18 protein-coding genes are annotated in these 24,599 nt (G+C 68.7%); 10 read left to right on the top strand and 8 right to left on the bottom strand.

Annotation, left to right across the window (positions count from 1 at the left end):
* Nucleotides 1-78: 78 nt before the first annotated feature.
* A complete protein-coding gene (locus BQ2383_RS13140) occupies nt 79-873 on the top strand; it encodes a hypothetical protein (RefSeq protein ID WP_091034762.1) in 795 nt (264 codons plus the stop codon).
* Between the two features lie 94 nt (nt 874-967).
* On the opposite strand, the gene BQ2383_RS13135 is transcribed toward BQ2383_RS13140, so the two are convergent.
* Nucleotides 968-2,443 (bottom strand): NCS2 family permease, encoded by a 1,476-nt coding sequence (locus BQ2383_RS13135; protein WP_091034759.1) that lies wholly within the window; start codon nt 2,441-2,443, stop codon nt 968-970.
* Nucleotides 2,444-2,533: 90 nt separating this feature from the next.
* On the opposite strand from BQ2383_RS13135, the gene BQ2383_RS13130 reads away from it, so the two are divergent.
* From BQ2383_RS13130 to BQ2383_RS13095, 8 genes are all read left to right on the top strand, one after another.
* Complete coding sequence (locus BQ2383_RS13130; protein WP_091034756.1) at nt 2,534-3,931, top strand: cell division protein PerM; 1,398 nt, start codon at nt 2,534-2,536, stop codon at nt 3,929-3,931.
* Nucleotides 3,932-3,997: 66 nt separating this feature from the next.
* The gene (gene purN / locus BQ2383_RS13125; RefSeq protein ID WP_091034753.1) at nt 3,998-4,585 is read left to right on the top strand and encodes a phosphoribosylglycinamide formyltransferase; all 588 of its coding nucleotides are present in this window, start codon (nt 3,998-4,000) and stop codon (nt 4,583-4,585) included.
* A 35-nt stretch (nt 4,586-4,620) separates the two neighbouring features.
* Nucleotides 4,621-6,228 carry a bifunctional phosphoribosylaminoimidazolecarboxamide formyltransferase/IMP cyclohydrolase gene (purH, locus tag BQ2383_RS13120; protein ID WP_091034751.1) on the top strand — a complete coding sequence of 536 codons (1,608 nt, stop codon included), beginning with the start codon at nt 4,621-4,623 and terminating at the stop codon, nt 6,226-6,228.
* Between the two features lie 192 nt (nt 6,229-6,420).
* The gene (locus tag BQ2383_RS13115; protein WP_091034748.1) at nt 6,421-7,941 is read left to right on the top strand and encodes an AlkA N-terminal domain-containing protein; all 1,521 of its coding nucleotides are present in this window, start codon (nt 6,421-6,423) and stop codon (nt 7,939-7,941) included.
* A complete protein-coding gene (locus BQ2383_RS13110; RefSeq protein ID WP_091034746.1) occupies nt 7,938-8,435 on the top strand; it encodes a methylated-DNA--[protein]-cysteine S-methyltransferase in 498 nt (165 codons plus the stop codon). The genes BQ2383_RS13115 and BQ2383_RS13110 overlap by 4 nt, the downstream gene beginning before the upstream one ends.
* Before the next feature lie 360 nt (nt 8,436-8,795).
* Nucleotides 8,796-10,721: an ABC transporter ATP-binding protein gene (locus BQ2383_RS13105; protein WP_091034743.1), complete on the top strand. Its 1,926-nt coding sequence runs from the start codon at nt 8,796-8,798 to the stop codon at nt 10,719-10,721.
* Nucleotides 10,718-12,532: an ABC transporter ATP-binding protein gene (locus tag BQ2383_RS13100; RefSeq protein WP_091034741.1), complete on the top strand. Its 1,815-nt coding sequence runs from the start codon at nt 10,718-10,720 to the stop codon at nt 12,530-12,532. The genes BQ2383_RS13105 and BQ2383_RS13100 overlap by 4 nt, the downstream gene beginning before the upstream one ends.
* A gap of 121 nt (nt 12,533-12,653) precedes the next feature.
* Nucleotides 12,654-13,469, top strand: coding sequence for a hypothetical protein (locus BQ2383_RS13095; RefSeq protein ID WP_091034738.1), 816 nt, complete (start codon nt 12,654-12,656; stop codon nt 13,467-13,469).
* A 29-nt stretch (nt 13,470-13,498) separates the two neighbouring features.
* On the opposite strand, the gene BQ2383_RS13090 is transcribed toward BQ2383_RS13095, so the two are convergent.
* From BQ2383_RS13090 to BQ2383_RS13060, 7 genes are all read right to left on the bottom strand, one after another.
* Entirely contained in the window at nt 13,499-14,938 is a 1,440-nt protein-coding gene (locus BQ2383_RS13090; RefSeq protein WP_091034735.1) for a GH1 family beta-glucosidase, read from the bottom strand.
* The gene (gene yicI, locus BQ2383_RS13085; protein WP_091034733.1) at nt 14,935-17,169 is read right to left on the bottom strand and encodes an alpha-xylosidase; all 2,235 of its coding nucleotides are present in this window, start codon (nt 17,167-17,169) and stop codon (nt 14,935-14,937) included. The genes BQ2383_RS13090 and yicI overlap by 4 nt, the downstream gene beginning before the upstream one ends.
* Nucleotides 17,169-18,056 carry a carbohydrate ABC transporter permease gene (locus tag BQ2383_RS13080; RefSeq protein WP_091035857.1) on the bottom strand — a complete coding sequence of 296 codons (888 nt, stop codon included), beginning with the start codon at nt 18,054-18,056 and terminating at the stop codon, nt 17,169-17,171. Before BQ2383_RS13080 ends, yicI begins: the two co-directional genes overlap by 1 nt.
* Nucleotides 18,056-19,021 (bottom strand): carbohydrate ABC transporter permease, encoded by a 966-nt coding sequence (locus BQ2383_RS13075; RefSeq protein ID WP_091034730.1) that lies wholly within the window; start codon nt 19,019-19,021, stop codon nt 18,056-18,058. The genes BQ2383_RS13080 and BQ2383_RS13075 overlap by 1 nt, the downstream gene beginning before the upstream one ends.
* 58 nt (nt 19,022-19,079) lie before the next feature.
* The gene (locus tag BQ2383_RS13070) at nt 19,080-20,387 is read right to left on the bottom strand and encodes an ABC transporter substrate-binding protein (protein WP_091034728.1); all 1,308 of its coding nucleotides are present in this window, start codon (nt 20,385-20,387) and stop codon (nt 19,080-19,082) included.
* 128 nt (nt 20,388-20,515) lie between these two features.
* Nucleotides 20,516-21,529, bottom strand: a complete 1,014-nt coding sequence (locus tag BQ2383_RS13065; RefSeq protein ID WP_091034725.1) for a LacI family DNA-binding transcriptional regulator — start codon at nt 21,527-21,529, stop codon at nt 20,516-20,518.
* Between the two features lie 205 nt (nt 21,530-21,734).
* Nucleotides 21,735-22,193, bottom strand: coding sequence for a GNAT family N-acetyltransferase (locus BQ2383_RS13060; protein ID WP_091034723.1), 459 nt, complete (start codon nt 22,191-22,193; stop codon nt 21,735-21,737).
* A 176-nt stretch (nt 22,194-22,369) separates the two neighbouring features.
* Between BQ2383_RS13060 and BQ2383_RS13055 the strand changes: the two genes are divergently transcribed.
* Nucleotides 22,370-24,589, top strand: coding sequence for an NADP-dependent isocitrate dehydrogenase (locus tag BQ2383_RS13055; protein ID WP_091034720.1), 2,220 nt, complete (start codon nt 22,370-22,372; stop codon nt 24,587-24,589).
* Nucleotides 24,590-24,599 lie beyond the last annotated feature (10 nt).

Raw genomic sequence — 24,599 nt, 5'->3', positions numbered from 1 at the left:
AGGCTGGTTGGGCGGTCCTGTCGAGCGGCGCCATCTTCGCGTCCCGGGGACCGCATTTCCATGTCTGGGGAGGACAAAATGGGTTATTTCGACGCGCCCGCGCACAGCGGATCTGATCGGGGGATCGGCCGACGCACGGCGCTCAAGGCGGCCGCATGGTCGCTGCCTGTCGTCGCTGTCGCCGTCGCTACACCGTTGGCCGCGGCGTCGGTCGGGCGGGCCGACGAGTGCGTCGTCGTGCCGGTCGGTGCGTTCCAGATCGCCGGCAACACCTTGAGCAGCAACGGCGCCCTGGGAACTTCGCCGACTGCCGACGGCAACTTCGGCACGGGGTGGACCCCGGCGAAGGCGCCGAGTGGCAACTGGTCCGAGGGATTCGTGCAGACCGATCACGCGGTCGCACCTGCGCCCGCCAGCTGGTGGCAGGGCGGCGGCGATGTCAGCGGTGCGGGCTTCCTGTCGCTCGACGACAACAACAACACCGACGCCGCTCCCGAGATCGCCACGACCGTGACCCTGCAGTTCGCCGTCCAGGTGACCTCGGGGACGGGGTACCAGTTCGCGTTGCCGATCTACACGGCGGCGAGCTACCTCGGCACCCAATACCTCGACGTGTCGATCTCAGGTGCAGGAGTGGCGCTCGACGGTGTTGTGCAGGGCTTCGCCGGGACGAAGTCGATCTCCATCGAGCCCGCCGGAGTCAGCGGATATGCGCCGTTGGCGGCATCGCAGTCGCCGGTCGTGTCGTTCACGCCGTCTGCCTCGGGAGTCGTGCTGTTCACGTACACCTTCACGCTCGCCTACGTCAGCGGCGGACAGCGACAGAACGCCGACATGATGGTCCAGGCTCCTCAGTCGCTCGCCTGCATCTGAGGCTCATCGTCCGCGTCGCATCGACACGAAAGGTCGCATCGACACGAAAGAGGGGCGGATGCCGCAGCATCCGCCCCTCTCGTGCAGCCTCGGGTCAGATCCCGACGCCGAAGAGCGCCTCGATGGGCCCCCGGGCGAAGAAGATGAGGAAGCCGGCGCCGACGACCCACAACAGCGGGCTGATGGTCTTGGCCTTACCGGAGAAGGCGTGGATGAGCACCCAGCTCACGAAGCCCGCGCCGATGCCGTTCGCGATCGAGTAGGTCAGCGGCATGACTGAGACGGTGAGGAACACCGGCAGCAGCACGCGGAAGTCGCTGAAGTCGATGAAGCGGATCTGCGCCATCATCATGGCTCCGACGATGATCAGCGCGGCGGCGGCGATCTCGGTCGGGACGATCGAGGTGAGCGGGGTCAGGAACATCGCGATGAGGAACACGATGCCGGTCACGACGTTCGCGAGACCCGTGCGCGCGCCCTCGCCGATGCCGGCACCCGACTCGATGAAGACCGTGCTCGACGACGACGAGGTCGCGCCACCGGCGATCGCACCGACACCCTCGACGACCAGCGCGGACTTGATGCGCGGGAAGTCGCCGTTGTCGTCGGCGAGGTTCGCCTCTTTCGCGAGGCCGGTCATGGTGCCCATGGCGTCGAAGAAGTTGGTGAACAGCAGGGTGAAGACGATCATCACGATCGCCACGAGGCTGACCTTGCTCAGGTCGAAGCTGAAGTCGACCGCGCCGATCAGGCTGAGGTCGGGGATGCCCACGGGGGAGCCGTTCAGCGCCGGGACGGTGAGTCCCCATCCGCCGGGGTTGACCACGTTGCCCTCGTCGTCGAAGCCGCGGGCTCCGATGTGCCAGATGGCCTCGACGATCACGGCGAGCACGGTGCCGCCGATGAGGCCGATCAGCATGCCGCCCTTGATCTTGAGGGCGACGAGGATGCCGGTGAGCAGGAGCGTGATCACGAAGAGCAGCGTCGGCACGGTCGCGACCGAGCCGTTGACACCGAGACCCACGGGCGGCGACGAGGAGCCGGTCGCGGTCACGAAGCCCGAGTTGACGAAGCCGATGAAGGCGATGAACAGGCCGATGCCGACCGTGATCGCGATCTTCAGCTGGAACGGCACGGCGTCGAAGATCGCCTTCCGCAGCCCGGTGGCGGCGAGCAGCACGATGACGACACCGTTGATCATCACGAGCGCCATGGCCTCGGGCCAGGTCACCTGGCCGACGACCGAGAACGCGACGAAGGCGTTGATGCCGAGGCCGGCGGCGAAGCCGAAGGGGAGACGCGTGACGAGTCCGAACAGGATCGTCATCACACCGGCGGTCAGCGCGGTGGCCGCTCCCACGGCATTGAACTCGAGCATGTTCCCGGCGACGTCGGGCTTGCCGGACAGGATGATCGGGTTCAGGATCACGATGTAGGCCATCGTGACGAACGTCACCAGACCCCCTCGGATCTCGGTGCCGATCGTGGATCCGCGCTTGCTGATCTCGAAGAAGCGGTCCAGGGAGTTCTTGGGCTCGGTGGGTGCCGGGGCGGGCGGGGCAGTTGTCATCGGGAAACCTCCGGAGAAACGCTATCGTGTCGCCGACCCCACGCGCGCCCCCAGGGCTTCGTCGGCAACTCGTCGTAGTCTCGAAACGCTATGCAACGCCTCCTCGTCGCGCTCCTCGCCGCCTTCGACGCCGCCATCGCCGCGGCGGTCGGCCTCGTCGTGCTGCTCGCGCCGTTGACCCTGCTGTGGACCGTCGCCTTCGGGATCACAGCCGACTGGGGCGCGCTCTGGCCCCTCACCGGCACGCTCTGGGAGTTCGGTCACGGAGTTCCGTTGACGATCACGATCCCGGATGCGCTCCTCGTGGCGCTCGCGATCCCACCGGCGGCAGCGAACTTCGTCGTGTCGATCACACCGCTCGCCTTCCTGGTGTTCACGCTGCTCTTCGCAGCGCGTTCGGGCAGCCGAGCGGCGAAGGCCGGCGCGTGGCTGCTCGGATCGCTCACCGGAGCCGCCGTGTTCACCCTGATCTCCGTCGGCGTCGCGTTGACGGCACGACTCGACGCGGCGCAGACGCCGTTCGCGCCGGCGATCATCCTCCCCGCCGCGGTCTACCTCGTCGGTGTGCTCTGCGGTTCGGTGCGCATCGCGTGGGAAGACGGCGACGGCGGCATCCTCGACCGACTGCACGACTGGTTCGACGCCCGAGAGGACTGGGCGCCCGTTCCCGCGGCGATCGTGCGCGGCGCGGCCTTCGCGCTCGTCGGGGTGGCCGGCGCGTCCGCCCTCGCGCTGGCCGTCACCACGCTGCTCCGCGGGGGAGAGGTCGTGGCGCTGTTCCAGGCCGCCAGGGTCGACGCGCTCGGTGCGACGGTGATGACCCTCGGTCAGCTCGCCTACCTGCCGACCATGCTCGTGTGGACGGCGGCCTGGCTCGCCGGTCCCGGATTCGCGGTCGGTGCCGGCACAGCGGTGTCGCCCGCGGGCACACAGCTCGGCGTCGTCCCCGGCATCCCCGTGTTCGGGCTGCTGCCGGAGAACAGCTCGATCTGGATGCTGATCGTCGTGCTCATCCCCATCGCCGCCGGTGCGTTCGCGGGCTGGGCGGTCCGCTCGCGCCTCGTGTGGGAGGGCACGCCCCTCGGGATGCTGCAGCGCGCGGTGATCGCCGTCGGGATCGCGGGCCTGAGCGCCGGGGTCGGCGGGCTCGCGGCCGCTCTCGCGAACGGCTCGATGGGTCCGGGGCGGCTGGCCGTCGTCGGACCGGCCGTCTATCCGTTCGCCCTCGCGCTCGGCGCAGAGGTGCTCGTGGGCGCGGCCATCCTGCTGCTGTCTCCGCGGAACCGCGATGAGCTCGCCGAGGAGCGCACCGACCGGTGGATCGCCGAGATGACGGAGCTCGACCCGAATGCTGTCGTCGTCGCCGGCGCGGGAGCGGCATCCGCTGTGCCCTTCACGGACGTGTCAGCCGCCGACGACACGGCGCCGCTCGATGACGTGCGCGGGTTCCTCGCACCGCCGCGCGATCCGGCGAAACCGCGCGACTGACGGCGGGGTCCGGTCGGCCCCGGACACCGGGCGGGAGCAGTATGCACACCCCGGTAGACTGGGCGCGTGCTCACGGTCGCCGTTCTCATCTCGGGCACCGGCTCGAACCTTCGCGCCCTCCTCGAGGCCGCTCGTCATCCCGATTTCCCCGCCAGGGTGATCGTCGTGGGTGCTGACCGCGAAGCCGACGGGCTGGCCCACGCCGAGGAGTTCGGCATCCCCAGCTTCACCGTGCCGTGGCACGAGCACGAGAGCCGCGAGGCCTGGGGTGACGAGCTCGGACGCCAGCTCGCGGTCTGGAATCCCGACCTCGTCGTGCTCTCCGGACTCATGCGTCTGCTGCCCGCGTCGCTCGTCGCGCGGTACACACCGCGCCTCATCAACACCCACCCCGCGTTCCTGCCGGAGTTCCCCGGAGCGCACGGCGTCCGCGATGCGCTCGCCGCCGGCGTCTCCGAGACCGGTGCCAGCGTGATCGTCGTCGACGACGGCGTCGATACCGGGCCGATCCTCGCCCAGGAGCGCATCCCGGTGCTCGACGGCGACACCGAGCACAGCCTGCACGAGCGCATCAAGCCCGTCGAACGTCGACTGCTCATCGATGTCGTCCGCGGGATCGCCACCGGCGAGCTCACCCTCACGCCTGCTTCCTGACCCCCACCCGACGCCCCCGCACGAAGGAGCCCATCATGGCCGGCCCCCGCCACGACCCCACGCTCTACCGCGATCGCGACACCGTGCCGATCCGGCGCGCGCTCGTCTCGGTGAGCGACAAGACCGACCTGCTCGTCCTCGCCGCGGCTCTCGCCGAGGCCGGGGTGGAGATCGTCTCGACCGGGTCGACCGCCGCGACCATCCGCGATGCCGGCTTCACCGTGACCGACGTCGCGGCCGTCACAGGCGTCGCCGAGATGCTCGACGGTCGCGTCAAGACGCTGCACCCGAAGGTCCACGGCGGCCTGCTGGCCGACCTGCGCCTCGAGGAGCACGAGCGTCAGCTCGAGGAGCTCGACATCGCGCCGTTCGAGCTCGTCGTGGTGAACCTGTACCCGTTCGTCGAGACCGTCGCCTCGGGCGCGGTCGGCGACGACGTGGTCGAGCAGATCGACATCGGCGGACCCGCCATGGTGCGCGCCGCGGCGAAGAACCACGCCAACGTCGCGATCGTCGTGTCGCCGCAGTCCTACCCGGCGATCGTCGAGGCGGTCGCCGCAGGCGGCACCTCGGTCGCGCAGCGCCGCGAGCTCGCCGCCCGCGCGTTCGCGCACACCGCCGCGTACGACACCGCGGTGGCGCAGTGGTTCGCCGAGGGCACGCTCACCGAGCCCGGCGACCTGCCCGCACACCTGACGATCCAGGCCGAGCGCCTCGCGACCCTCCGCTACGGCGAGAACTCGCACCAGCGCGGTGCGATCTACACGCGCGCCGGCGGCCACGGCATCGCCCAGGCCACGCAGCTGCAGGGCAAGGAGATGTCGTACAACAACTACGTCGACGCGGATGCCGCGCTGCGGGCCGCGTACGACATGGTCAAGCCAGCCGTCGCGATCATCAAGCACGCCAACCCGTGCGGCATCGCCACGACCGCCCCGAACGCCCTCGACCCGATCGCCAGCGCCCACCTGCGCGCGCACGAGTGCGACCCGGTCTCCGCCTACGGGGGAGTGATCGCCGCGAACGGCACGGTCACCCTGAAGATGGCCGAGAACCTCAAGGACATCTTCACCGAGGTCATCGTCGCGCCGTCGTTCGAGCCCGCCGCCCTCGAGGTGTTCAAGGCGAAGAAGAACCTTCGCCTGCTGCAGCTGCCGCAGGACTGGCAGCAGGAGCGCATGGACGTGCGCCTGGTCTCGGGTGGACTGCTGCTGCAGGACGCCGACCGCTTCCCGGACGACATCGGTTCCGTCGCGAAGAACTGGGAGCTCGTGTCGGGTGAGCGTCCGAGCGACGAGGAGATGGAGAATCTCATCTTCGCGTGGAAGGCCTGCCGTGCCGTCAAGTCGAACGCCATCGTGCTCGCGAAGGACAACGCCACGGTCGGCGTCGGCATGGGCCAGGTCAACCGCGTCGACTCGTGCCGCCTCGCGGTCGAGCGCGCCGGCGACCGTGCTGCCGGTTCGGTCGCCTCGTCGGATGCGTTCTTCCCGTTCGCCGACGGCGCCCAGGTGCTGATCGACGCCGGCGTCACGGCCATCGTGCAGCCCGGCGGCTCGGTGCGCGACGGCGAGGTCGTGGATGCTGCTCGCAAGGCCGGCGTCACGATGTTCTTCACCGGGGAGCGTCACTTCTTCCACTGAGCGGCCGGCGTCCGCGCCGACACCCCCGCTTCTCGCCGAGACCCCGGCCTGCCGACGTGTGCAGGCCGGGGTCTCGTGGTTGTGTCGGGGTCTCGCGGTTGAGGTGGGGTCAGGGAAACGGGGTCGAACTGCCGTCACAGCGATGTCCGATTTCCGCCAGTCGAGGTCGGTGGTGCGTGGCAGGGTGGAGGCATGAGCTTCCCCGTGATCGACTTCGACGAGCGCTACCGTGCGATCAGCGCGCGCGACACCCGCTTCGACGGGCAGTTCGTGACGGCCGTCCGCTCGACGGGGATCTACTGTCGTCCGAGCTGTCCTGCCCGCACGCCCAAGCCGCAGAACGTGACGTTCTATCCGACGAGCGCCGCCGCACACGAGGCCGGGTACCGCGCGTGCAAGCGCTGCCTCCCCGAAGCCGCCCCCGGGTCTCCGGCATGGGACATCCGCGGCGACGTCGCGGCCAGGGCCATGCGCCTCATCTCCGACGGCGTCGTCGAGCGCGAGGGCGTGCCGGGGCTCGCCGCACGCCTCGGTTATTCGAGCAGGCACCTCACCCGTCTGCTGGCCACAGAGCTCGGCGCCGGGCCGCTCGCCCTCGCCAGGGCGCATCGCGCGCACACGGCGCGGATGCTGCTCGTCGGCACGGACATGCCTATCTCCGACGTCGCCTTCTCGGCCGGCTTCGCCAGCATCCGCCAGTGCAACGACACGATCCGCGAGGTCTTCGGCCTCACCCCCGGCGAGCTCCGGGCGCGTCGACGGCTGCCGGCCTCCGCGGTTCCCGGGGCCATCGACCTGGTCCTGCCGTACCGGGGTCCGCTCGACGCGAGCGGCATCTTCACCTGGATGGCGGCACGCGCCCTGCCGGGCGTCGAAAAGACCACGGCCACGTCGTTCTCCCGGCACCTGCGGATGGCGGGCGGCCCCGCCTGGTTCGAGGTGAGTCAAGATGCGACGGAGCGTCTGCACCTGCGCGCTCGAGTCGCGCGCCTGGGCGACCTGGCCCCGCTGGTATCGACCGTACGACGCGTCTTCGACCTCGACGCCGATCCGCTGGCGATCGACGAGGCGCTCTCCGCACACCCCGAGCTCGCGCCGCTCGTCGCCCGCACACCCGGCATCCGGGTTCCGGGGTCCGCCGACCCGCACGAGATGCTCATCCGCGCCATGGTCGGGCAGCAGATCACCGTGGTCGCCGCCCGCACGGCCCTCATCGCGCTTACCGAGGCACTGGGGGAGCGCACCGCGCAGGGGCTGCTCTTCCCCACGATGACCGCGATCGCCGAGCGCGGCGCCGAGGTGCTGCGCGGACCCGCCGCCCGCATCCGCGCGATCACGGGTGCCGCCGCGGCCCTCGCCGACGGCTCCTTGACGCTCACGGTCGGTGACGACGGTATCGAGCAGCGCGAAGCTCTCCTCGCGATGCCGGGGATCGGCCCGTGGACGGCCGACTACGTGCGCATGCGTGTGCTCGGCGACCCCGACATCCTGCTCCCCGGCGACGTCGCGCTGCGTGCGGGAGCCGCGGCTTCCGGGCTGCCGGGAGAGGCGCGACCGCTCACAGCCTGGGCGGAACGCACCGCCCCCTGGCGCAGCTACCTGAGCGCGCATCTCTGGCGCGCCGCCCCGGTGCGACCGGCAGGGCCCCGGCGCGCGGCATCCGCCGCCCGCGCTGCCACCACAGCTGACACGACATCGAAGGAGACCTCATGACCGCGCTCATCCAGACCATCGAGACCCCGGACGGGGCCTTCACAATCCTCGCCGATGAGCGCCAGCGCGTGCTGTCGTCGGGGTGGACCTCCGACGTCGAGGCGATCCTCACGCGACTGTCTCCGGCGAACCGCCCCGCGGAGCTCCGCGAGGCGGAGACAGACGCTGCGGACGCCGCACTGGCCTTCTACGCGGGCGATCTGTCCGCGATCGACGCGGTCACGGTGAAGCAGTCGGGCACCGTGCTGCAGCTCGCCGGATGGTCGGCGCTGCGGGCGATCGAACCCGGCGCACCGCTCACCTACACCGGATTCGCGGCGCGGCTCGGCAACCCGAACGCCGTGCGCGCGGCCGCCTCGATCTGCGCGCGGAACGCTCCGGCGCTGTTCGTGCCGTGCCACCGCGTGCTGCGCACCGACGGCAGCCTCGGCGGCTTCGCCTGGGGGCTCGACGTGAAGGAGAGCCTGCTCGCGCGCGAGAGCATCGCCGCCTGACCGACTGCACTTCGCCGCGTCACCGATCCCCGGCGGCGCGGCGGATGCGTGCGCGGGCAGGGGGAGAGGGGATCGCCGCGAAAGACGCCGAACAAATCGGGAATGTCTCTTGCTTTCAGCTGGTTCACAGCAATAGGCTGGTGGGCTGTCGCGCCAACCGGACGACACAGCCGAGCCCCTGAGGAGGACACCATGACCACGATCGCCACCGCGCGGATCGCAGCTCTCGGCTCGACCCCGGCGCGTCCGCTCATTTAGAGCCACCCCGCCCTTTCTGCACCGGATGCCGGACTCTGTGAGTCCGCTCTCGCATCCGTCCCCTTCCGCAACCGCATTCCATACGAAACTCGTCTGAGAGACATGTCTTCCTCGCCTTCCGCGCAGAATCCCTCGTCCACCCTGTCCACTCCGGCCGCACTGTGGCGGCTGAAGCCCTTCGTCAAGCCGGTCATCTGGCGGCTCGCCGGCGGTGCTGCCAGCGCGCTCATCGCCGCGATCATCGCGCTGATGATCCCGATCGTCCTCGAGCAGATCATCAGCGGACCGGTCCGCTCCGGTGACTTCAATGCGATCGTCTGGGGCGCGCTCGCCGTCTTCGCGCTCGGCCTGGGCGAGGCGCTCATGGTCTGGCTGCGTCGCCAGTTCGTGCTCAACCCCTCGACCGAGGTCGAGTACAAGATGCGCACCGAGCTGTATTCACGCCTGCAGACGCTGCCGGTGTCCTTCCACGACAGGTGGGGCTCCGGTCAGCTGCTCAGCCGCATGATGCAGGACATCGGCCTCATCCGCCGCTGGCTGGCATTCGGGCTTGTGCTGCTCGTCGTCAACGTCCTCACCATCATCATCGGATCGGTGCTGCTGTTCCGCTGGCACTGGCTGCTCGGCACGATCTTCCTGGTCACGGCGATCCCGCTGTGGATCCGCGGCTACCTGTTCGAGAAGCGCTACGGCGCGCTCACCCGCCGCAGTCAGGACCAGGCCGGCGACCTCGCGACCAGCGTCGAGGAGAGCGTGCACGGTATCCGCGTCCTGAAGGCGTTCGGCCGCGGCAAGCACGCGCTCAGCCGGTTCAGCCGTCAGGCCGAGACGCTGCGCGAGACCGAGATGAGCAAGGCCGGCGCGATCGCGTCGATCTGGTTCTGGCTCGACATGATGCCGCAGATCGCGTTCGGCCTCAGCCTGATCTCCGGCATCTGGCTGATCTCGCAGGGGCAGATCGACGAAGCGCAGCTGTTCGCGTTCTTCGCGATGGCCGTTGTGCTCCGCTGGCCGATCGAGTCGATCGGCTTCCTGTTCTCGTTCATGCTCGACGCCCGCACGGCGACCGACCGCGTGTTCGACATCTTCTCCGAGACCAACAGCATCACGGACCCGGAGAACCCCGTGCACATCGAGAGCCCGCGCGGAGAGCTGGCGTTCGTGAACGCGCACTTCCGTTACCAGGACGCGGGTGCGCACGAGCGCGACCTGCTCGACGGCATCGACCTGGTCCTCCGCCCCGGCGAGACCATGGCGCTCGTGGGTCTCACCGGCAGCGGCAAGACCACGCTCACGACGCTGCCCACGCGCCTGTACGACGTGACGGGTGGCAAGGTCACGCTCGACGGTGTCGATGTGCGCGATCTGACGCTGTCCGAGCTGCGCCAGCACATCGCGATGGCGTTCGAAGACGCGACGCTGTTCTCGGCGACCGTGCGCGAGAACGTGCTGCTCGGCCGCGCCGACCTCGACGTGCACAGCGAAGAGGGGGAGCGCGTGCTGCGCGAAGCACTCGACGTGGCGCAGGCATCCTTCGTGGACTCGCTGCCCGACGGCGTCGAGACCGTGATCGGCGAGGAGGGGCTCAGTCTCTCCGGTGGGCAGCGTCAGCGTCTCGCCCTCGCCCGCGCGGTGGCGGCGGCGCCGAAGGTGCTCGTGCTCGACGACCCGCTGTCGGCGCTCGACGTCGACACCGAGGCGCTCGTGGAAGAGGCACTGCGACACGTCCTCGCCGAGACGACCGCTCTGATCGTCGCGCACCGTCCCTCGACCGTCGCGCTCGCCGACCGCGTCGCGCTGCTCGAGGCCGGTCGTGTGACTGCGGTGGGCACCCACTCCGAGCTGTTGAAGACCAGCCGGCACTACCGCCACGTGATCTCCAGCCTCGAGGCCGAGGAAGCGGCGCGGACCGGGGCGATCCCGATCATCCGCGACGAACAGCTCGAGGTCGAAGACGAGGTCCGTGAGGGCCGCAGAGCCGAGTCCGCCGACGAAGACCCGATCACCGAGAAGGAGGTGCAGCGATGAGCTCCGCCATCACCGGAACCCAGGACGAGGATCGTTCCGAATACACCCGCGAGGAGAGCAGGGAGATCCGTCGTCGGTCCCTCCGACTGCTCGGCTCGCTGGTGCGCCCGCTGAAGCCGCAGATCGTGCTGGCCGCCGCCGTGCTGGTCGTCTCGACCGCGCTGCAGGTCGCCGGCCCCATTCTGATCAGCATCGGTCTCGACCGTGCACTGCCGGCGGTGCTGAAGAACGCCGATTGGATGCCGACCTTCATGATCGGCGGCATCTATCTGGCCGCCGGCATCCTGGCCGCCGTGCTGATCGCCTGGTACGTCATCATCGCCGCCAAGCTCACGCAGGCCGTGCTGCTCGATCTGCGCAAGCGGATCTTCCTGCACACCCAGCGTCTGAGCCTGGAGTTCCACGAGTCGTACACGTCGGGTCGCATCATCTCGCGCCAGACGAGTGACCTCGATTCCATCAAGGAGCTCCTCGACGGGGGCTTGAACGAGCTCGTCTCCGGCGTGCTCTTCGGACTCTTCACCTTCATCGCCCTGTGCTTCTGGGACTGGCAGTCCGGCCTGATCCTCGCGATCGGCGGCGTGCCGCTGTTCTTCCTGATGAAGTGGTTCTACTCGCGGTCGCAGCTGGTCTACCGCGAGTCGCGCGTGATCAGCGCGAAGGTGATCGTGCAGTTCGTCGAGACGATGACGGGTATCCGCGCCGTGAAGGCGTTCCGCAAGGAGCCGCGCAACGACAAGGCGTTCCAGGAGATCGCGGGAGAGTACCGCGATGTCAACCGCCGCTCGATGCTGCTGTTCGGCACGTTCGAGCCCGGGCTCATGGGCGTCGCCGCGCTGGTGCTCGGCATCGTCGTGCTGTGGGGTGGCATCCGCGTGTCCGAGGGCGCGCTCACCGTGGGTGTGCTGCTGTCGGCGGTCCTGTACGTGCGCAACTTCTTCGCTCCGATGCAGGAGATCGCGATGTTCCTGAACTCCTACCAGTCGGCCACGGCCGCACTGGAGAAGGTGTCGGGCGTGCTCGAAGAGGTGCCCACGGTTCCGGATCCCGAGAAGCCGGTCGACCTGTGGGAGTCCCGCGGTCACATCCGGTTCGACGAAGTGACCTTCGGCTACAACGGCGAGAAGACGATCCTCCCGAACTTCTCGCTCGACATCCCCGCCGGCGAGACGATCGCCCTGGTGGGCACGACCGGCGCGGGCAAGTCCACGCTGGCCAAGCTCATCTCACGGTTCTACGACCCCTCCGAGGGGCGCGTCACGCTCGACGACATCGATCTGCGCTCGCTGCACCCGAAGGACCTCCGCCGCGCGATCGTCATGGTCACGCAGGAGGCCTACCTGTTCAGCGGAACCGTCGCCGACAACATCGCGCTCGGCAAGCCGGATGCGTCGCTCGACGAGATCAGGGCGGCCGCGCGTGCGGTGGGAGCGGACGAGTTCATCTCGTCCCTGCCCGACGGCTACGGCACCGATGTGAACAAGCGCGGTGGACGGGTCTCGGCCGGTCAGCGTCAGCTCATCTCGTTCGCCAGGGCGTTCCTCGCCGACCCGGCGGTGCTGATCCTCGACGAGGCCACCGCATCTCTGGACATCCCGTCGGAGCGGTTGATCCAGGATGCGCTGCAGACCCTGCTCAAGGACCGCACCGCGATCATCATCGCCCACCGCCTGTCGACGGTCGCGATCGCCGACCGGGTGCTGGTGATGGAGCACGGACAGATCATCGAGGACGACACCCCGGCCGCGCTCATCGGCGGCACGGGCAAGTTCGCTCAGCTGCATGCGGCTTGGCAGGAGACACTGGTCTGATGATGCCGATCACCTCACCTCTGCGGGCGCGGGACCTCCCCGTGCTCGCAGAGGTGAGGATCGGCTCGGGCAGCACAGGTCGGGGGATCGGTCCGTCGCCGGGCCTGGGTAGCATCGAAGCATGGACCCCTTGCTGCTCGCCGCCGAGTGGTGGTGGATCGCGCCGACCGCCGTCGCCGCGGGAACGGCCGGTGCGATGGGTCTGCGTCGCCGGAGCAGCACGATGAGCGGGCGCCGGCTCGAGGTCGACGCGGCGCGCCATGACCTCAGGACGGCTCAGCGCATCGCGTCCGAGCGACGCATCGCCCTGAAGATCGCTCGCGCCGATCTGGCCCGCGTCACCGCGGAACGTGCGGCGCAGCGCGCGACGGCCGAGCAGGTGGCCGGAGCGCGACGGATGCTCAAGGAACGGGAACGCGACGCCAAGGCGGCCTCGGCCGATGTGCGCGCCCGGCAGGTCCGGCTGAACGCCGCGCGTGCGGCGGTGCCGACAGCCTCGGAGCCCGGCCCCGTGGAACGGCTGCATGCCGCGCACGATGCCGTGACGGTCCGGTGGATGCGGTACGAGACCGACCCCGCGCTCCAGATCGCCTATCCCGCGATGACCGACGTCAAGCTCCCCGCCACGGCGGCGTACCTGCGGGCAGCCGGGCACGCGGCCGAGATGCGGCGCGCGGTCTCCGGCAAGACCACCCCGGGCGACTTCGCGGCCTACCGCGACGCCGTCGCCGAGCTCGAGCGCGCCTTCGAGGCGGCGGAGCACGCCGCGCGAGTCCAGGCCGGCGAGGCCCCGCCTAATGCGGCCTGGCAGGATGCGGCGCAGGACATGCTCAGCCGCTCGGCTGAGGCGATCGACCGTGCTGCCGGTGCGGCGGCATCAGCCATCGCCGCCTGGACCAACCGGAAGAAGCCCGGCAAGCCGGATGACCGCCCCTGACGGTCGCCCGGCGAAGCCCGGGTGCGCGGTCAGGCCTCCACGGTGCGGGTGCGGATGAGTTCCCGGTACCAGAGGCCGGAGTCCTTCACGGTGCGTGCGAGGTCGTCGAAGTCGACCCGGACGATGCCGAAGCGCTTGGCGTAGCCGTAGCCCCACTCGAAGTTGTCGAGCAGCGACCACACGAAGTACCCACGCAGGTCGACGCCGCGCTCGAGCGCCCGGTGCGCCGCGGTGAAGTGTCGGCGCAGGTAGTCGGTGCGCTCGACGTCGTGCACGGCACCGTCGCCGGTGACCTCGTCGTCGAACGCGGCGCCGTTCTCGGTGACCATGAGCGCCTGCTCGGGGAACTGCTCGGAGAGTGACACCAGCAGCTCCTCCAGCCCCTCCGGAGCGATGTTCCAGCCCATGGCGGTGTAGGGGCCGGGCTGCTCGACGAACTCGACCAGCTGGTCGCTGCCGGGCCAGGCCGTTCCGCCCGCGGCACCCTTGTGGCCGTCGTTCTGCTGCTTCGGCGAGACGCCGTCCCAGAGGCGCACGGTCGCGGTCGAGTAGTAGTTCACACCGAGCACATCGATCGGCTGGGCGATCGTGGCGAGGTCGCCGTCCTGCACGAAGCTCCAGTCGGTGACCGACGCGGTGTCCTCGAGTAGATCGGCCGGGTATTCACCGCGCAGCATCGGTCCGGTGAACGCGCGGTTGGCGAGTGCGTCGATCCTGCGCATCGCCTCCGCGGCGCCGTCTCCCTGTCCGCGCAGCACGTGGAAGTTCAGGGTGACCGAGTAGTCCGGGTCGCCGGTGGAGGTCGCTCGAAGCGCCTGCACCGCGCGCCCGTGGGCGAGGTTGAGGTGGTGCACGGCCGACAGCGCCGATGCCGGTTCGTGGCGGCCCGGTGCGTGGCCGCCCTGGCCGTAGCCGAGGTAGGCCGAGCACCACGGCTCGTTCAGCGTCGTCCAAGTGTGCACGCGGTCGCCCAGGGCCGCGCCCATGACCTCGGCGTAGCGCTCGAACGCATCGGTGGTCGCCCGCGATGTCCAGCCGCCGGCGTCCTCGAGGTACTGCGGCAGATCCCAGTGGTAGAGCGTCGCCACCGGACGGATCCCGCGCTCGAGCAGCCCGTCGACCAGGCGCGAGTAGAAGTCGATCCCGGCCTGGTTCACCGCGCCCGACGCGGTGGGGACGATGCGCGGCCAGGCGATCGAGAACCGGTAGGCCTCGAGCCCCAGGTCGGACATCAGATCGAGGTCCTCGTCCACGCGATGGTAGTGATCGCACGCGACGTCGCCGGTGTCTCCGTTCCAGACCCGACCCGGCGTCTTGCTGAAGGTGTCCCAGATCGACGGGGTGCGCCCGTCCTCGGCGGCGGCTCCCTCGATCTGGTAGGAGGCGGTGGCCGACCCGAACGTGAAGTCCTCGGGGAACACCAGGCCGGAGCCGCGGTAGTCGTCGCGGGGCGGGAGCAGGCTGGTCATACGGTGATCTCCTCGAGGTCGACGGTGTAGTCCTCGGCGCGGCCATCGGGGTCCGTCACGGTGACCGTGGTGCTGCCGGCGCCGCCGGGGAAGACCCGGAGCCGCAGTCCGTCATGGTAGTCGTAGTCGGGGCGATCGACCCGAGCACCCCAGGGGAGCGCCGTGCCCGGCCGCACGTACAGCGGCAGCGAGTCGAATCCGTGCTTCTCTCGCCGCCAGCCGCCGCCCGCGACGGTCTCGCCCGTCAGCAGCGAGGTCCACTCGCCGGCGGGGAGGTAGAAGTCGACCTCTCCGTCTTCGGTGAACACCGGGGCGACGAGCAGGTCGGAGCCCAGCATGTACTGCCGGTCGAGGTAGGCGGTGGCCGGATCCTCGGGGAACTCCAGCATCATCGGACGCATCAGCGGCACCCCCGTCGCCGCGGCATCCAGCCCCTGCTGGTACAGGTACGGCATGAGGCGCATCTTGAGGTGCGTGAACTGTCGCGTCACGTCGACGGCCTCCTCGTCGAACGCCCACGGCACCCGGTACGAGCTCGAGCCGTGGAAGCGCGAGTGCGACCCCAGCAGCCCGAAGGCCGTCCAGCGCTTGAAGACACCGGCATCCGGCATGCCCTCGAACCCGCCGATGTCGTGGCTCCAGAAGGCGAAGCCCGAGAGGGCGAGCGACAGGCCTCCGCGCAGCGTCTCGGCCATCGACGTGTAGGTCGAGGTGGAGTCGCCGCCCCAGTGCACGGGCATGGTCTGGCCGCCGGCGGTCGCGGACCGGGCGAACAGTACCGCGTCGCCCTCGCCGCGTGTCTCGGTGAGCACGTCGAACACCGCGCGGTTGTACAGGTCGGTGTAGAGGTTATGCATGCGCTCGGGGTCTGCGCCGTCGGCCCACACCACATCCGTGGGGATGCGCTCGCCGAAGTCGGTCTTGAAGCAGTCGACGCCCTGCGCGATGAGGCCACGCAGCTTCGACTGGTACCAGGCGGTGGCGTCGGGGTTCGTGAAATCGACGAGCCCCATACCGGCCTGCCAGAGGTCCCACTGCCACACCGAGCCGTCGGCGCGCTTCACCAGGAATCCCTGATCGGCGGCTTCCCGGAACAGTGGGGAGCGCTGCGCGATGTAGGGGTTGATCCACACGCAGACCCGCAGATCCTTGTCGTGCAGGCGTCCGAGCATTCCCTCGGGGTCGGGGAAGACGCGCGGGTCCCACTCGAAGTCGCACCACTGGAACTCGCGCATCCAGAAGCAGTCGAAGTGGAAGACCGAGACCGGCAGCTCCCGCGCCGACATCTCGTCGATGAAGGAATTCACGGTCTGCTCGTCGTAGTCGGTCGTGAAGCTGGTCGAGAGCCACAGCCCGTACGACCAGGCGGGGACGACGGGCGGGCGACCGGTGAGGGCCGTGTAGCGACCGAGCACGTCCTTCGGCGTCGGGCCGGCGATCACGAAGTACTCGAGCACCTCGCCCGACACCGAGAACTGCACCCGCTCGACGGATTCCGAGCCGATCTCGTACGACACGTGGCCCGGGTCGTTCACGAGCACGCCGTAGCCGCGGTCCGAAAGGTGGAACGGGACGTTCTTGTAGGCCTGCTCGCTGGAGGTGCCGCCGTCGGCGTTCCAGATCTCCACGGTCTGCCCGTTCTTGACCAGCGGTCCGAAGCGCTCGCCGAGTCCGTAGACGTGTTCGCCGACGCCCAGGTCGAGCTGCTCGTGGACGTAGGCGGATGCGCGGGGGGCAGCGCCACCCTGCCGTCCGTTGCCGACGATCCCGCGATCGACCTGCGCGTCGTCGGCCAGCCGCACGTACCCCTGTGCCTTGTGGCCGCTGCCGGTCACCCGGCGTCCGTCGACCTCGAAGGAGAGATCCCACGGATCGCCGGGGGCGATGCGGGCGACCAGGGACCCGGTGTCCAGCACGCCGCCCTCGTCGCCGATGGAGATCGAGGCCGTTCCTGTTCCCGCGCCCGGCAGCGAGAAGCCGCCGTGCCAGCGTCCACCGGCATGGTGCGCGATCCGCACGCGGATGACGCCCTCCGCGGGGGAGGAGAGGGTGGTGGTGAGTACGGGCCGGTTGAGGGTGTCGCCGCGCTTCGCGATGACCATCGTGGGTGCGGTGATGACGATGCCGGTTCCGTCGGGGGTCTCGTCGGTCTCGGCGATGTCATACGCCTCCTGGGCGTAGAGCGCCGTGACTCCGGGACGCAGCTGCCAGAACCCGTCGGTGAACTTCATTACTTGACTGCTCCTGCGGTGATGCCCCTGGTGAGGGTGCGTTGGAAGATGAGGAAGAAGATGAGCGTCGGGATGATGCCGAGCAGGGCCGAGGCGCTCGTCGTGGTGACGTCCATCAGGCGGTCGCCCTGGAGCACGCTGATGGCCACCGGGACGGTCTGATTCGCGTTCGACGCGAGGAACGTCAGCGGGATCAGGAACTCGTTCCACGTCCAGATGAAGAAGAAGATCAGCAGGACCGAGAGCGTGGGACGGCTGATCGGGAAGATCACTCGCCACAGGATCTGCCAGCGGCTCGCACCGTCGAGCGATGCGGCCTCGAGGATCTCCTTGGGGAACGTGCCGTATACGGACGAGAGCAGGTAGGTGCCGAACGCCGCCTGGATGACGGTGAACACGATGATGACCGACCACACGTTGTCATACAGGCCGACCGATTTGAACATGTAGTACAGCGGGTAGAGCAGGGCCTCCTGCGGCAGGAGGTTCGCCATCAGGAAGAGCAGCACGATCCAGCTGCGACCGCGCACGCGGCCGATGCCGATCGCGAAGGCGTTGAGCATCGAGATGACGACCGCGAGCACCGACACGATCCCGGCGATGAAGATCGAGTTCCACACCTTTTCCGGGAAGTTCACCCGCTCCCAGAATTTGACGATGCCGCCGAAGTCGAGGGTCTCGGGGAGGGCGAGGGGGCCGGAGGTGGCGTAGTCGACGGGCGACTTGAACGAGTTCACGAGCACCAGGTAGAAGGGCGCGATGACGAGCAGTGCGCCGACGATGACGAGCGCGAGCAGCAGCCAGTCGATCGGGCGCTTCTTGGTCATGCCGCCGCGCGGGCGCGTCTTGACGGGCTTTCCGGTGACGATGGCGGTGGTGGCGTGCATCACAGACCCGCCCTTTCCTTGCGCTCGAGGGAGTTCTGGACGCGGATGAAGATGATCGACACGATCACGACCACGATGGTGAGCACCGTCGCGATCGTGGCGCCGTAGCCGACGTTCCGTTTCGTGAAGAACTCCTGGTAGGCGTAGTAGGCGGGCACCAGGGTGGCACCGGCAGGGCCGCCGCGGGTGATGATGTAGACCGGTCCGAAGACCTTGAGCGCCGCGATCGTGCAGGTCAGGGTGACGACGAAGATCTCGGGGCGGATGATGCTCATCGTGATCGCCGAGAACCGCTGGAACCAGTTCGCGCCGTCGAGCTCCGCGGCCTCGTACAGCTCGGGGTCCACCCGCTGGAGCGCCGCCATGAAGACCACGACGGGGTAGCCGAGCTGCACCCACACCATGACGACCATCAGCACGATGAGCGCCGAGGGCATCTGGCCGAGCCAGTCGTAGGCGGGCAGCCCGAACCATCCGAGCATCTGGTTGAGGGCGCCGTCGCCGCCCGGGCGCACGATCCAGCCGATCACGATGCCGGCGACGGCGATCGGGAGGATCTGCGGCAGGTAGTAGGTGGCACGGAGGAAGCTGCCGACCTTGCCGCCGAACTTGCGTCCGACGACGTCGAACAGGAGGGCTGCGACGATGAGGCCGACGATCGTGGGCACCACGACCATCGCGATGATCATCCACACCGAGTTCGTGAACGACGTCCAGAAGTCGTCGTCGGTGAGGATCTTCTGCCAGTTCTCGAGGCCGATGAACTCCGGTGTGCGCACCCCCTTCCACTTGGTGAAGGTCAGGTACACGTTCCAGATGAGCGGGACGATCACGACGACGAGCAGGAGCACGAAGCCGGGGAGCAGGTAGATCCAGTAGGCCCCGGTCCCACCGCGGCGCTGCGGGATCGACGGCTGTTCGGGCGGCAGCTTCGTGCGGCCCTCGCGGCGGGTGGCGAGTGACATGTTCATCTCCAGGGGGTGCGGGGGCGGCGTCCGTGCGGATGCCGCCCCCGCGGGTCGATCAACGGAAGTCGGCGGTTCCTTCGTCGTACTGCTCGCCGAGGTTCTTGTTCGTGGTCTCGACGTCCTGCACGCCGGTGACGAGGCCCTGCAGCTCCTGCACGATCACGTCGTAGAAACCGGGCGCGGGCCAGTCCGGGTAGAACGAGAGGCCGTCGGCGTCGAGGACCCCGTTGAAGGTCTCGATGAGGGCCGCGCTCTTCTCGTCGGTGATGTCGGCGGTGTCGGCCGCGACGGGCAGTCCGCCGTTGTTGCCGATGATCGCCTGGATCTCAGGGCGCATCGTGATGTCGATGAACTCGTAGGCGAGGTCCTTGTTGGACGCGTTCTCGGGAACGACCCAGAGGTTGCCCGACGAGCCGAGCGAGAGGTCTGCTCCGGGGAACGCGGCCATCGACCAGTCGAAGCCGGTGGCCTCGGCGACGAAGCGGCCGAACCACCACGAGCCCGAGACGAAGATCGGCGACGAGCCGTTGATGAACGAGACGCCGGCGTCTTCGGCCTTGACCGACGAGACATCGGAGGCGATGTAGCCCTTGTCGACGTACTCCTTCAGGGTCTCGGTCGCCGACGTGACCTCGGGACCCTGCCAGTCGACGGGCTCCTTGTAGAGCTGGTAGTCATCGACGAAGCCGCGGTCGGCCTCGAGCAGCGCGAGCTGATACCAGAGCTGTCCCAGCGGGTACTCGGCGCCGGCTTCCGCGAGCGGCGTGACGTCCTGGGCGACGAAGGCGTCGAGCACGTCGACGAACTCCTCGTACGTGGTAGGAATCTCCAGCCCTGCTGCGGCGAAGGCATCCTCGTTGTAGTAGACGCCGACGAACTCGCCGTAGTTCGGAACGCCGAACCAGGTGTCACCGCCCATCACGCCGTCTTCCGAGTACTTGGCGGTGGTCTGCAGCGACGGCGCCAGCTTCTCGTCCCATCCGTACTCCTCGACCGCGTCGGAGATGTCGGCGATCAGGCCGGTGGAGGCGAGGAAGCCTGCCGTCGCGTTGCCCTTGTTGAACTCCATGAGGTCGGGCGCGGCGTCGGTGTCGAGCACCTGGCTCGCCGTCTTCTGGATCTGCTCGAAGGACTTCTCCTCGAACTCGACCTTCGCTCCGGTCTCCTTCTCGAAGATCTTGATGGACTCGGCCCAGGCCTTGCCCATCGCGCTGTCGGCGCCCTCGTAGTGCCAGAGCTTGAGGGTCTGACCGTCGCCGCCCTCTTCGCCCGAACCGGCTGTACAGCCGCTCAGCGCGATGCCGGTCGTCGTGAGCGCGGCCACCAGGGCCAGCGCCTTCGTCCTGCGGGTGCTGCGTGCCATCGTCGGCACTCCTTTCTCAATGGCCCCATGGGCCGGACACTTCACTGGGTCGGATTGTTCAGTTGTGAGCGAGGCATCGTCGAAGCGTTTCGACCGCGAACATGCCTGTGCAGGGGTGAGGGGGACGATCAGTCCTGGGCGGGGGAGACGGAGCCGACCGAGCGGTACTCGGGCGGGATGAGGTGGATCTCGGCGGGGGCGAGAGGGTCGTCCAGGCGGCGAACCGCCAGGTCGACCGCGAGTTCGCACGATCGCTGCGGCACGAGAGGGATCGTGTCGACGGGCACCGGCAGCGCCGAGGTGTCGAAGGACGCGGCGGCGGAGATCACCGAGACGTCGTCGCCGACCCGCAGTCCGTGTTCGGCGAGCACGGACAGCAGCACCTGGTGCACGTCGTCGACGGCGTGCACGATGAACGCGCGGTCTCCGCGGGCGAGCGCGGTCTCCGTGCACGCACGCACGGCGGACGCATCCGTCACCGCCGAACCGGAGGCTGACCAGTCGAGAGTGACGTCGCGGGCGGCTGCCTGTTCCTGCGCGCCCCGGAGCAGACGGCGGGGGAAGTTCGATTTGCGGTACGAGACCTCGGTCTGACCGAGCAGGGCGATGCGTCGGTGACCCACGTCGGCGAGACGGTCGACCGCCAGCCGACCGGCCGCTTCGAAGTCGAGGTCGACGCAGGTCAGACCCTCGCGGTCGTCGGGCAGGCCGATGAAGATGGTGGGCGTGCCGACCGAGCGGGCGATGGGGACGCGCTCGTCGTCGGGAGCGACGTCGAGCACGAGGATCGCGTCGACGAGGTTGCTCGCCGCCACGCGGTTCATCCCCTCGGACGCCTGTTCGTCGGTGAGGAGGAGGATGTCGAAGCCCTGCCGCCGTGCGGCGACCGCGGTCGCGAGCACGAAGGCCATGTGGGTGGGGGCATGCGTGTCGGCGCGCAGCGGCTCGGTCAGGGCGAAGATGTGCGTACGGCGGCCGGCCAGCATGCGTGCACCGGCATCGGGCTCGTAGCCGAGCGCCTGCACGGCATCCTCGATGCGCATCCGGGTCTTCTCCGACACCGGGCGTTTGCCGCTGAGTGCGTAGGAGACCGTGCTGATCGACACACCGGCGGCGCGTGCCACCTCATGGATCGTCGTCATCGGGACTCCATCGTCATCGTGCGGAAAGCAATCGTCGAAGCGCTTCGCTCACGCTTCTCCAGCGATGATAGGCACGACCCGGGGGTCGACGCAAGCCTTTTGTGGTCACGCGCAACAAATCCACTTCCCTGACCGTGGGAGCGATCCCGCGATCAGGGGCGACGAGGTCTCGATGGGGGAGGGGATTCGAGACCCCGCCGCCGGCCTAGGACGTGACGCGGATCTCGGCGATGACCTCGCCGTATGCGGTCTCGCCGACAGGCGTGAAGCCGACGCGGTGGAAGAAATTCTCGGGCCCGCCCTCGCCGGCCTCGTAGATGACGTTGACGTGGTCGACGTCGCGCGCCTTGGCCTCTTCGACCAGCGCCTCGACGGCGAAGCGACCGACGCCGCGACCCTGATCGTCGGCGTCGACGTTGATGCGCCACAGCACGGAGCGGAAGTGCTCCTCCGGCGCTTCGGGATCGAAGTTCGCGCTGACGAAGCCGACGACCTCGTTGCGATCGAGGATCACCCGCTGCCAGGACGTCTGCGGGTTGATGACTGTGGCTGCGATCCCGTACGAGACGGGAGCGAGGAACTGCTCCTGCCCGGGCTTGAGCGACAGGTTGTTCACGGCGACGATCGTCGCAGCGGAGAGTTCGACCATGCGCAGTTCGGACATGGACCCAGGCTAACCCCTCGGGCCGGAACCGACACGTCTCGGTCGAACTTTTCGTCCAGAACTGGCCGATCGTCACCACTCACCGGACGCCGGGCAGAGGCCGGGGCAACGGCCTCGAAGCCACTCAGGTATCTTGGTATCGAGACAAATAGACCACAAGAGCGGAGAACCTCCCGGTGACCGACGAAGCCATCATCTACACCCACACAGACGAGGCGCCGGCACTGGCCACCGCCTCGTTCCTGCCGATCATCCAGGCCTACGCGGGTCAGGCGGGCATCGACTTCGAGACCCGTGACATCTCGCTGGCCGGCCGCATCCTGGCCGCCTTCCCGCAGAAGCTCACGCCGGAGCAGCAGGTGGGCGACGCGCTCGCCGAGCTGGGCGGCCTGGCCACGCTCCCCGAGGCGAACATCATCAAGCTGCCGAACATCTCGGCATCGATCCCGCAGCTCAAGGGCGCCATCGCGGAACTGCAGACGCAGGGCTACGACATCCCCGACTTCCCGGACGAGCCGTCGTCGCTTGAAGAGAAGGACGTGCGCGCGCGTTACGACCGCATCAAGGGCTCCGCCGTGAACCCGGTGCTGCGCGAGGGCAACAGCGACCGCCGTGCGCCGCTCGCCGTGAAGAACTACGCGAAGAAGCACCCGCACCGCAACAAGCCGTTCGCCGAGGGATCGAAGACGCGTGTCGCCACTCTGGGGCACGACGACTTCAAGCACAACGAGCGCTCCTGGGTCGCCGCCCACGACGACGTGCTGAGCTTCCGGCACACGGCCGAAGACGGAACGGTCACCGTGCTGAAGGAGGGCCTCAAGGTCCTGCCGCGGGAGATCATCGATGCGACCTTCCTCTCCGCCAAGGAGCTGGATGCCTTCCTCGCCGAGACGCTGAAGACGGCCGAGGCCGAAGACGTGCTGTACTCGGTGCACCTCAAGGCGACCATGATGAAGGTCAGCGACCCGATCATCTTCGGTCACGTCGTGAAGGCGTTCTTCGCCGACGTGTTCGCGCAGTACGGAGACAAGCTCGCCGCAGCCGGGCTCAGCGCGAACGACGGCCTCGGCTCGATCCTCGCAGGCCTCGCGAACGTCGCAGGTGGCGAGGAGATCGCCGCGGCCTTCGACAAGGCCATCGCCGAGGGCCCGCGCCTGTCGTACGTGAACTCCGACAAGGGCACGACCAACCTGCACGTGCCGAGCGACGTGATCGTCGACGCATCGATGCCCGCGCTCGTCCGCAACGGCGGAAAGCTCTGGGGCAAGGACGGGGAAGAGGCGGACACCCTCGCGGTGATCCCCGACTCCTCCTACGCGAGCGTCTACCAGGCCGTGATCGACGACGTGATCGCGAACGGTCCGCTCGACCCGGCGACGATCGGCACGGTCCCCAATGTGGGGCTCATGGCGCAGGCCGCCGAGGAGTACGGCAGCCACGACAAGACGTTCGAGATCGCGGCAGACGGCATCGTCCAGGTGCTCGACAGTGAAGGCACGGTGCTCATCGAGCACACGGTCGGCAAGGGCGACATCTGGCGCGCGACGCAGACCAAGCACATCCCGGTCATGGACTGGGTGAAGCTCGCCGTCACCCGCGCACGGGCGTCCGGTGTGCCGGCCGTGTTCTGGCTCGACGCCAACCGGGCGCACGACGCGCAGATCATCGCGAAGGTGCACCAGGGGCTGGCCACGCTCGATATCAAGGGCCTCACGATCACGATCCTCGCGCCCGAGGAGGCCACGCGCTACACGCTCGCGCGCCTGCGCCACGGGCTCGACACGATCTCGGTCACCGGCAACGTGCTGCGCGACTACCTGACCGACCTGTTCCCGATCCTCGAGGTCGGCACGAGCGCCAAGATGCTCTCGATCGTGCCGCTGCTCGCGGGCGGCGGTCTCTTCGAGACCGGTGCGGGCGGCTCCGCACCGAAGCACGTGCAGCAGTTGGTCGAGCAGAACTACCTGCGCTGGGATTCGCTCGGCGAGTTCTTCGCGCTGGCGGCTTCGCTCGAGCACTTCGCCGACCGCAAGGGCAACGAGAAGGCTCGCGTGCTGGCGGAGACGCTGGACGCCGCGACCGGCACGTTCCTCGAGGAGGACCGCTCCCCGGGCCGCGCGCTGGGCACGATCGACAACCGCGGCAGCCACTTCTACCTGGGCCTGTACTGGGCGCAGGAGCTGGCGAAGCAGACGAAGGACGCCGAGCTCGCAGCGGCGTTCGCGCCGATCGCCGCCACGCTCGCCGAGAACGAGGAGAAGATCGTCTCCGAGCTCAACGCGGTGCAGGGCAAGCCGGTGGAGATCGGCGGCTACTACCGTCCCGACGAGGATCTCGTCGCCGCGGTCATGCGTCCGTCCGAGACGCTGAACGGCATCGTCGACGCACTGCGCTGACACACGAGAA

The sequence above is a fragment of the Microbacterium oxydans genome, assembly GCF_900095745.1.
Taxonomy (GTDB): Bacteria; Actinomycetota; Actinomycetes; order Actinomycetales; family Microbacteriaceae; genus Microbacterium; species Microbacterium oxydans_B.
The sequence above is the reverse complement of the archived record's forward strand: the minus strand, read 5'-3'. Positions and strand labels throughout refer to the sequence as shown.

Coding starts and splice junctions, on each gene's coding strand:
- BQ2383_RS13140 (WP_091034762.1), top strand. CDS start 79: ATGGGTTATTTCGACGCGCCCGCGCACAGCGGATCTGATCGGGGGATC.
- BQ2383_RS13135 (WP_091034759.1), bottom strand. CDS start 2,443: ATGACAACTGCCCCGCCCGCCCCGGCACCCACCGAGCCCAAGAACTCC.
- BQ2383_RS13130 (WP_091034756.1), top strand. CDS start 2,534: ATGCAACGCCTCCTCGTCGCGCTCCTCGCCGCCTTCGACGCCGCCATC.
- purH (WP_091034751.1), top strand. CDS start 4,621: ATGGCCGGCCCCCGCCACGACCCCACGCTCTACCGCGATCGCGACACC.
- BQ2383_RS13115 (WP_091034748.1), top strand. CDS start 6,421: ATGAGCTTCCCCGTGATCGACTTCGACGAGCGCTACCGTGCGATCAGC.
- BQ2383_RS13110 (WP_091034746.1), top strand. CDS start 7,938: ATGACCGCGCTCATCCAGACCATCGAGACCCCGGACGGGGCCTTCACA.
- BQ2383_RS13105 (WP_091034743.1), top strand. CDS start 8,796: ATGTCTTCCTCGCCTTCCGCGCAGAATCCCTCGTCCACCCTGTCCACT.
- BQ2383_RS13100 (WP_091034741.1), top strand. CDS start 10,718: ATGAGCTCCGCCATCACCGGAACCCAGGACGAGGATCGTTCCGAATAC.
- BQ2383_RS13095 (WP_091034738.1), top strand. CDS start 12,654: ATGGACCCCTTGCTGCTCGCCGCCGAGTGGTGGTGGATCGCGCCGACC.
- BQ2383_RS13090 (WP_091034735.1), bottom strand. CDS start 14,938: ATGACCAGCCTGCTCCCGCCCCGCGACGACTACCGCGGCTCCGGCCTG.
- yicI (WP_091034733.1), bottom strand. CDS start 17,169: ATGAAGTTCACCGACGGGTTCTGGCAGCTGCGTCCCGGAGTCACGGCG.
- BQ2383_RS13080 (WP_091035857.1), bottom strand. CDS start 18,056: ATGCACGCCACCACCGCCATCGTCACCGGAAAGCCCGTCAAGACGCGC.
- BQ2383_RS13075 (WP_091034730.1), bottom strand. CDS start 19,021: ATGTCACTCGCCACCCGCCGCGAGGGCCGCACGAAGCTGCCGCCCGAA.
- BQ2383_RS13070 (WP_091034728.1), bottom strand. CDS start 20,387: ATGGCACGCAGCACCCGCAGGACGAAGGCGCTGGCCCTGGTGGCCGCG.
- BQ2383_RS13065 (WP_091034725.1), bottom strand. CDS start 21,529: ATGACGACGATCCATGAGGTGGCACGCGCCGCCGGTGTGTCGATCAGC.
- BQ2383_RS13060 (WP_091034723.1), bottom strand. CDS start 22,193: ATGTCCGAACTGCGCATGGTCGAACTCTCCGCTGCGACGATCGTCGCC.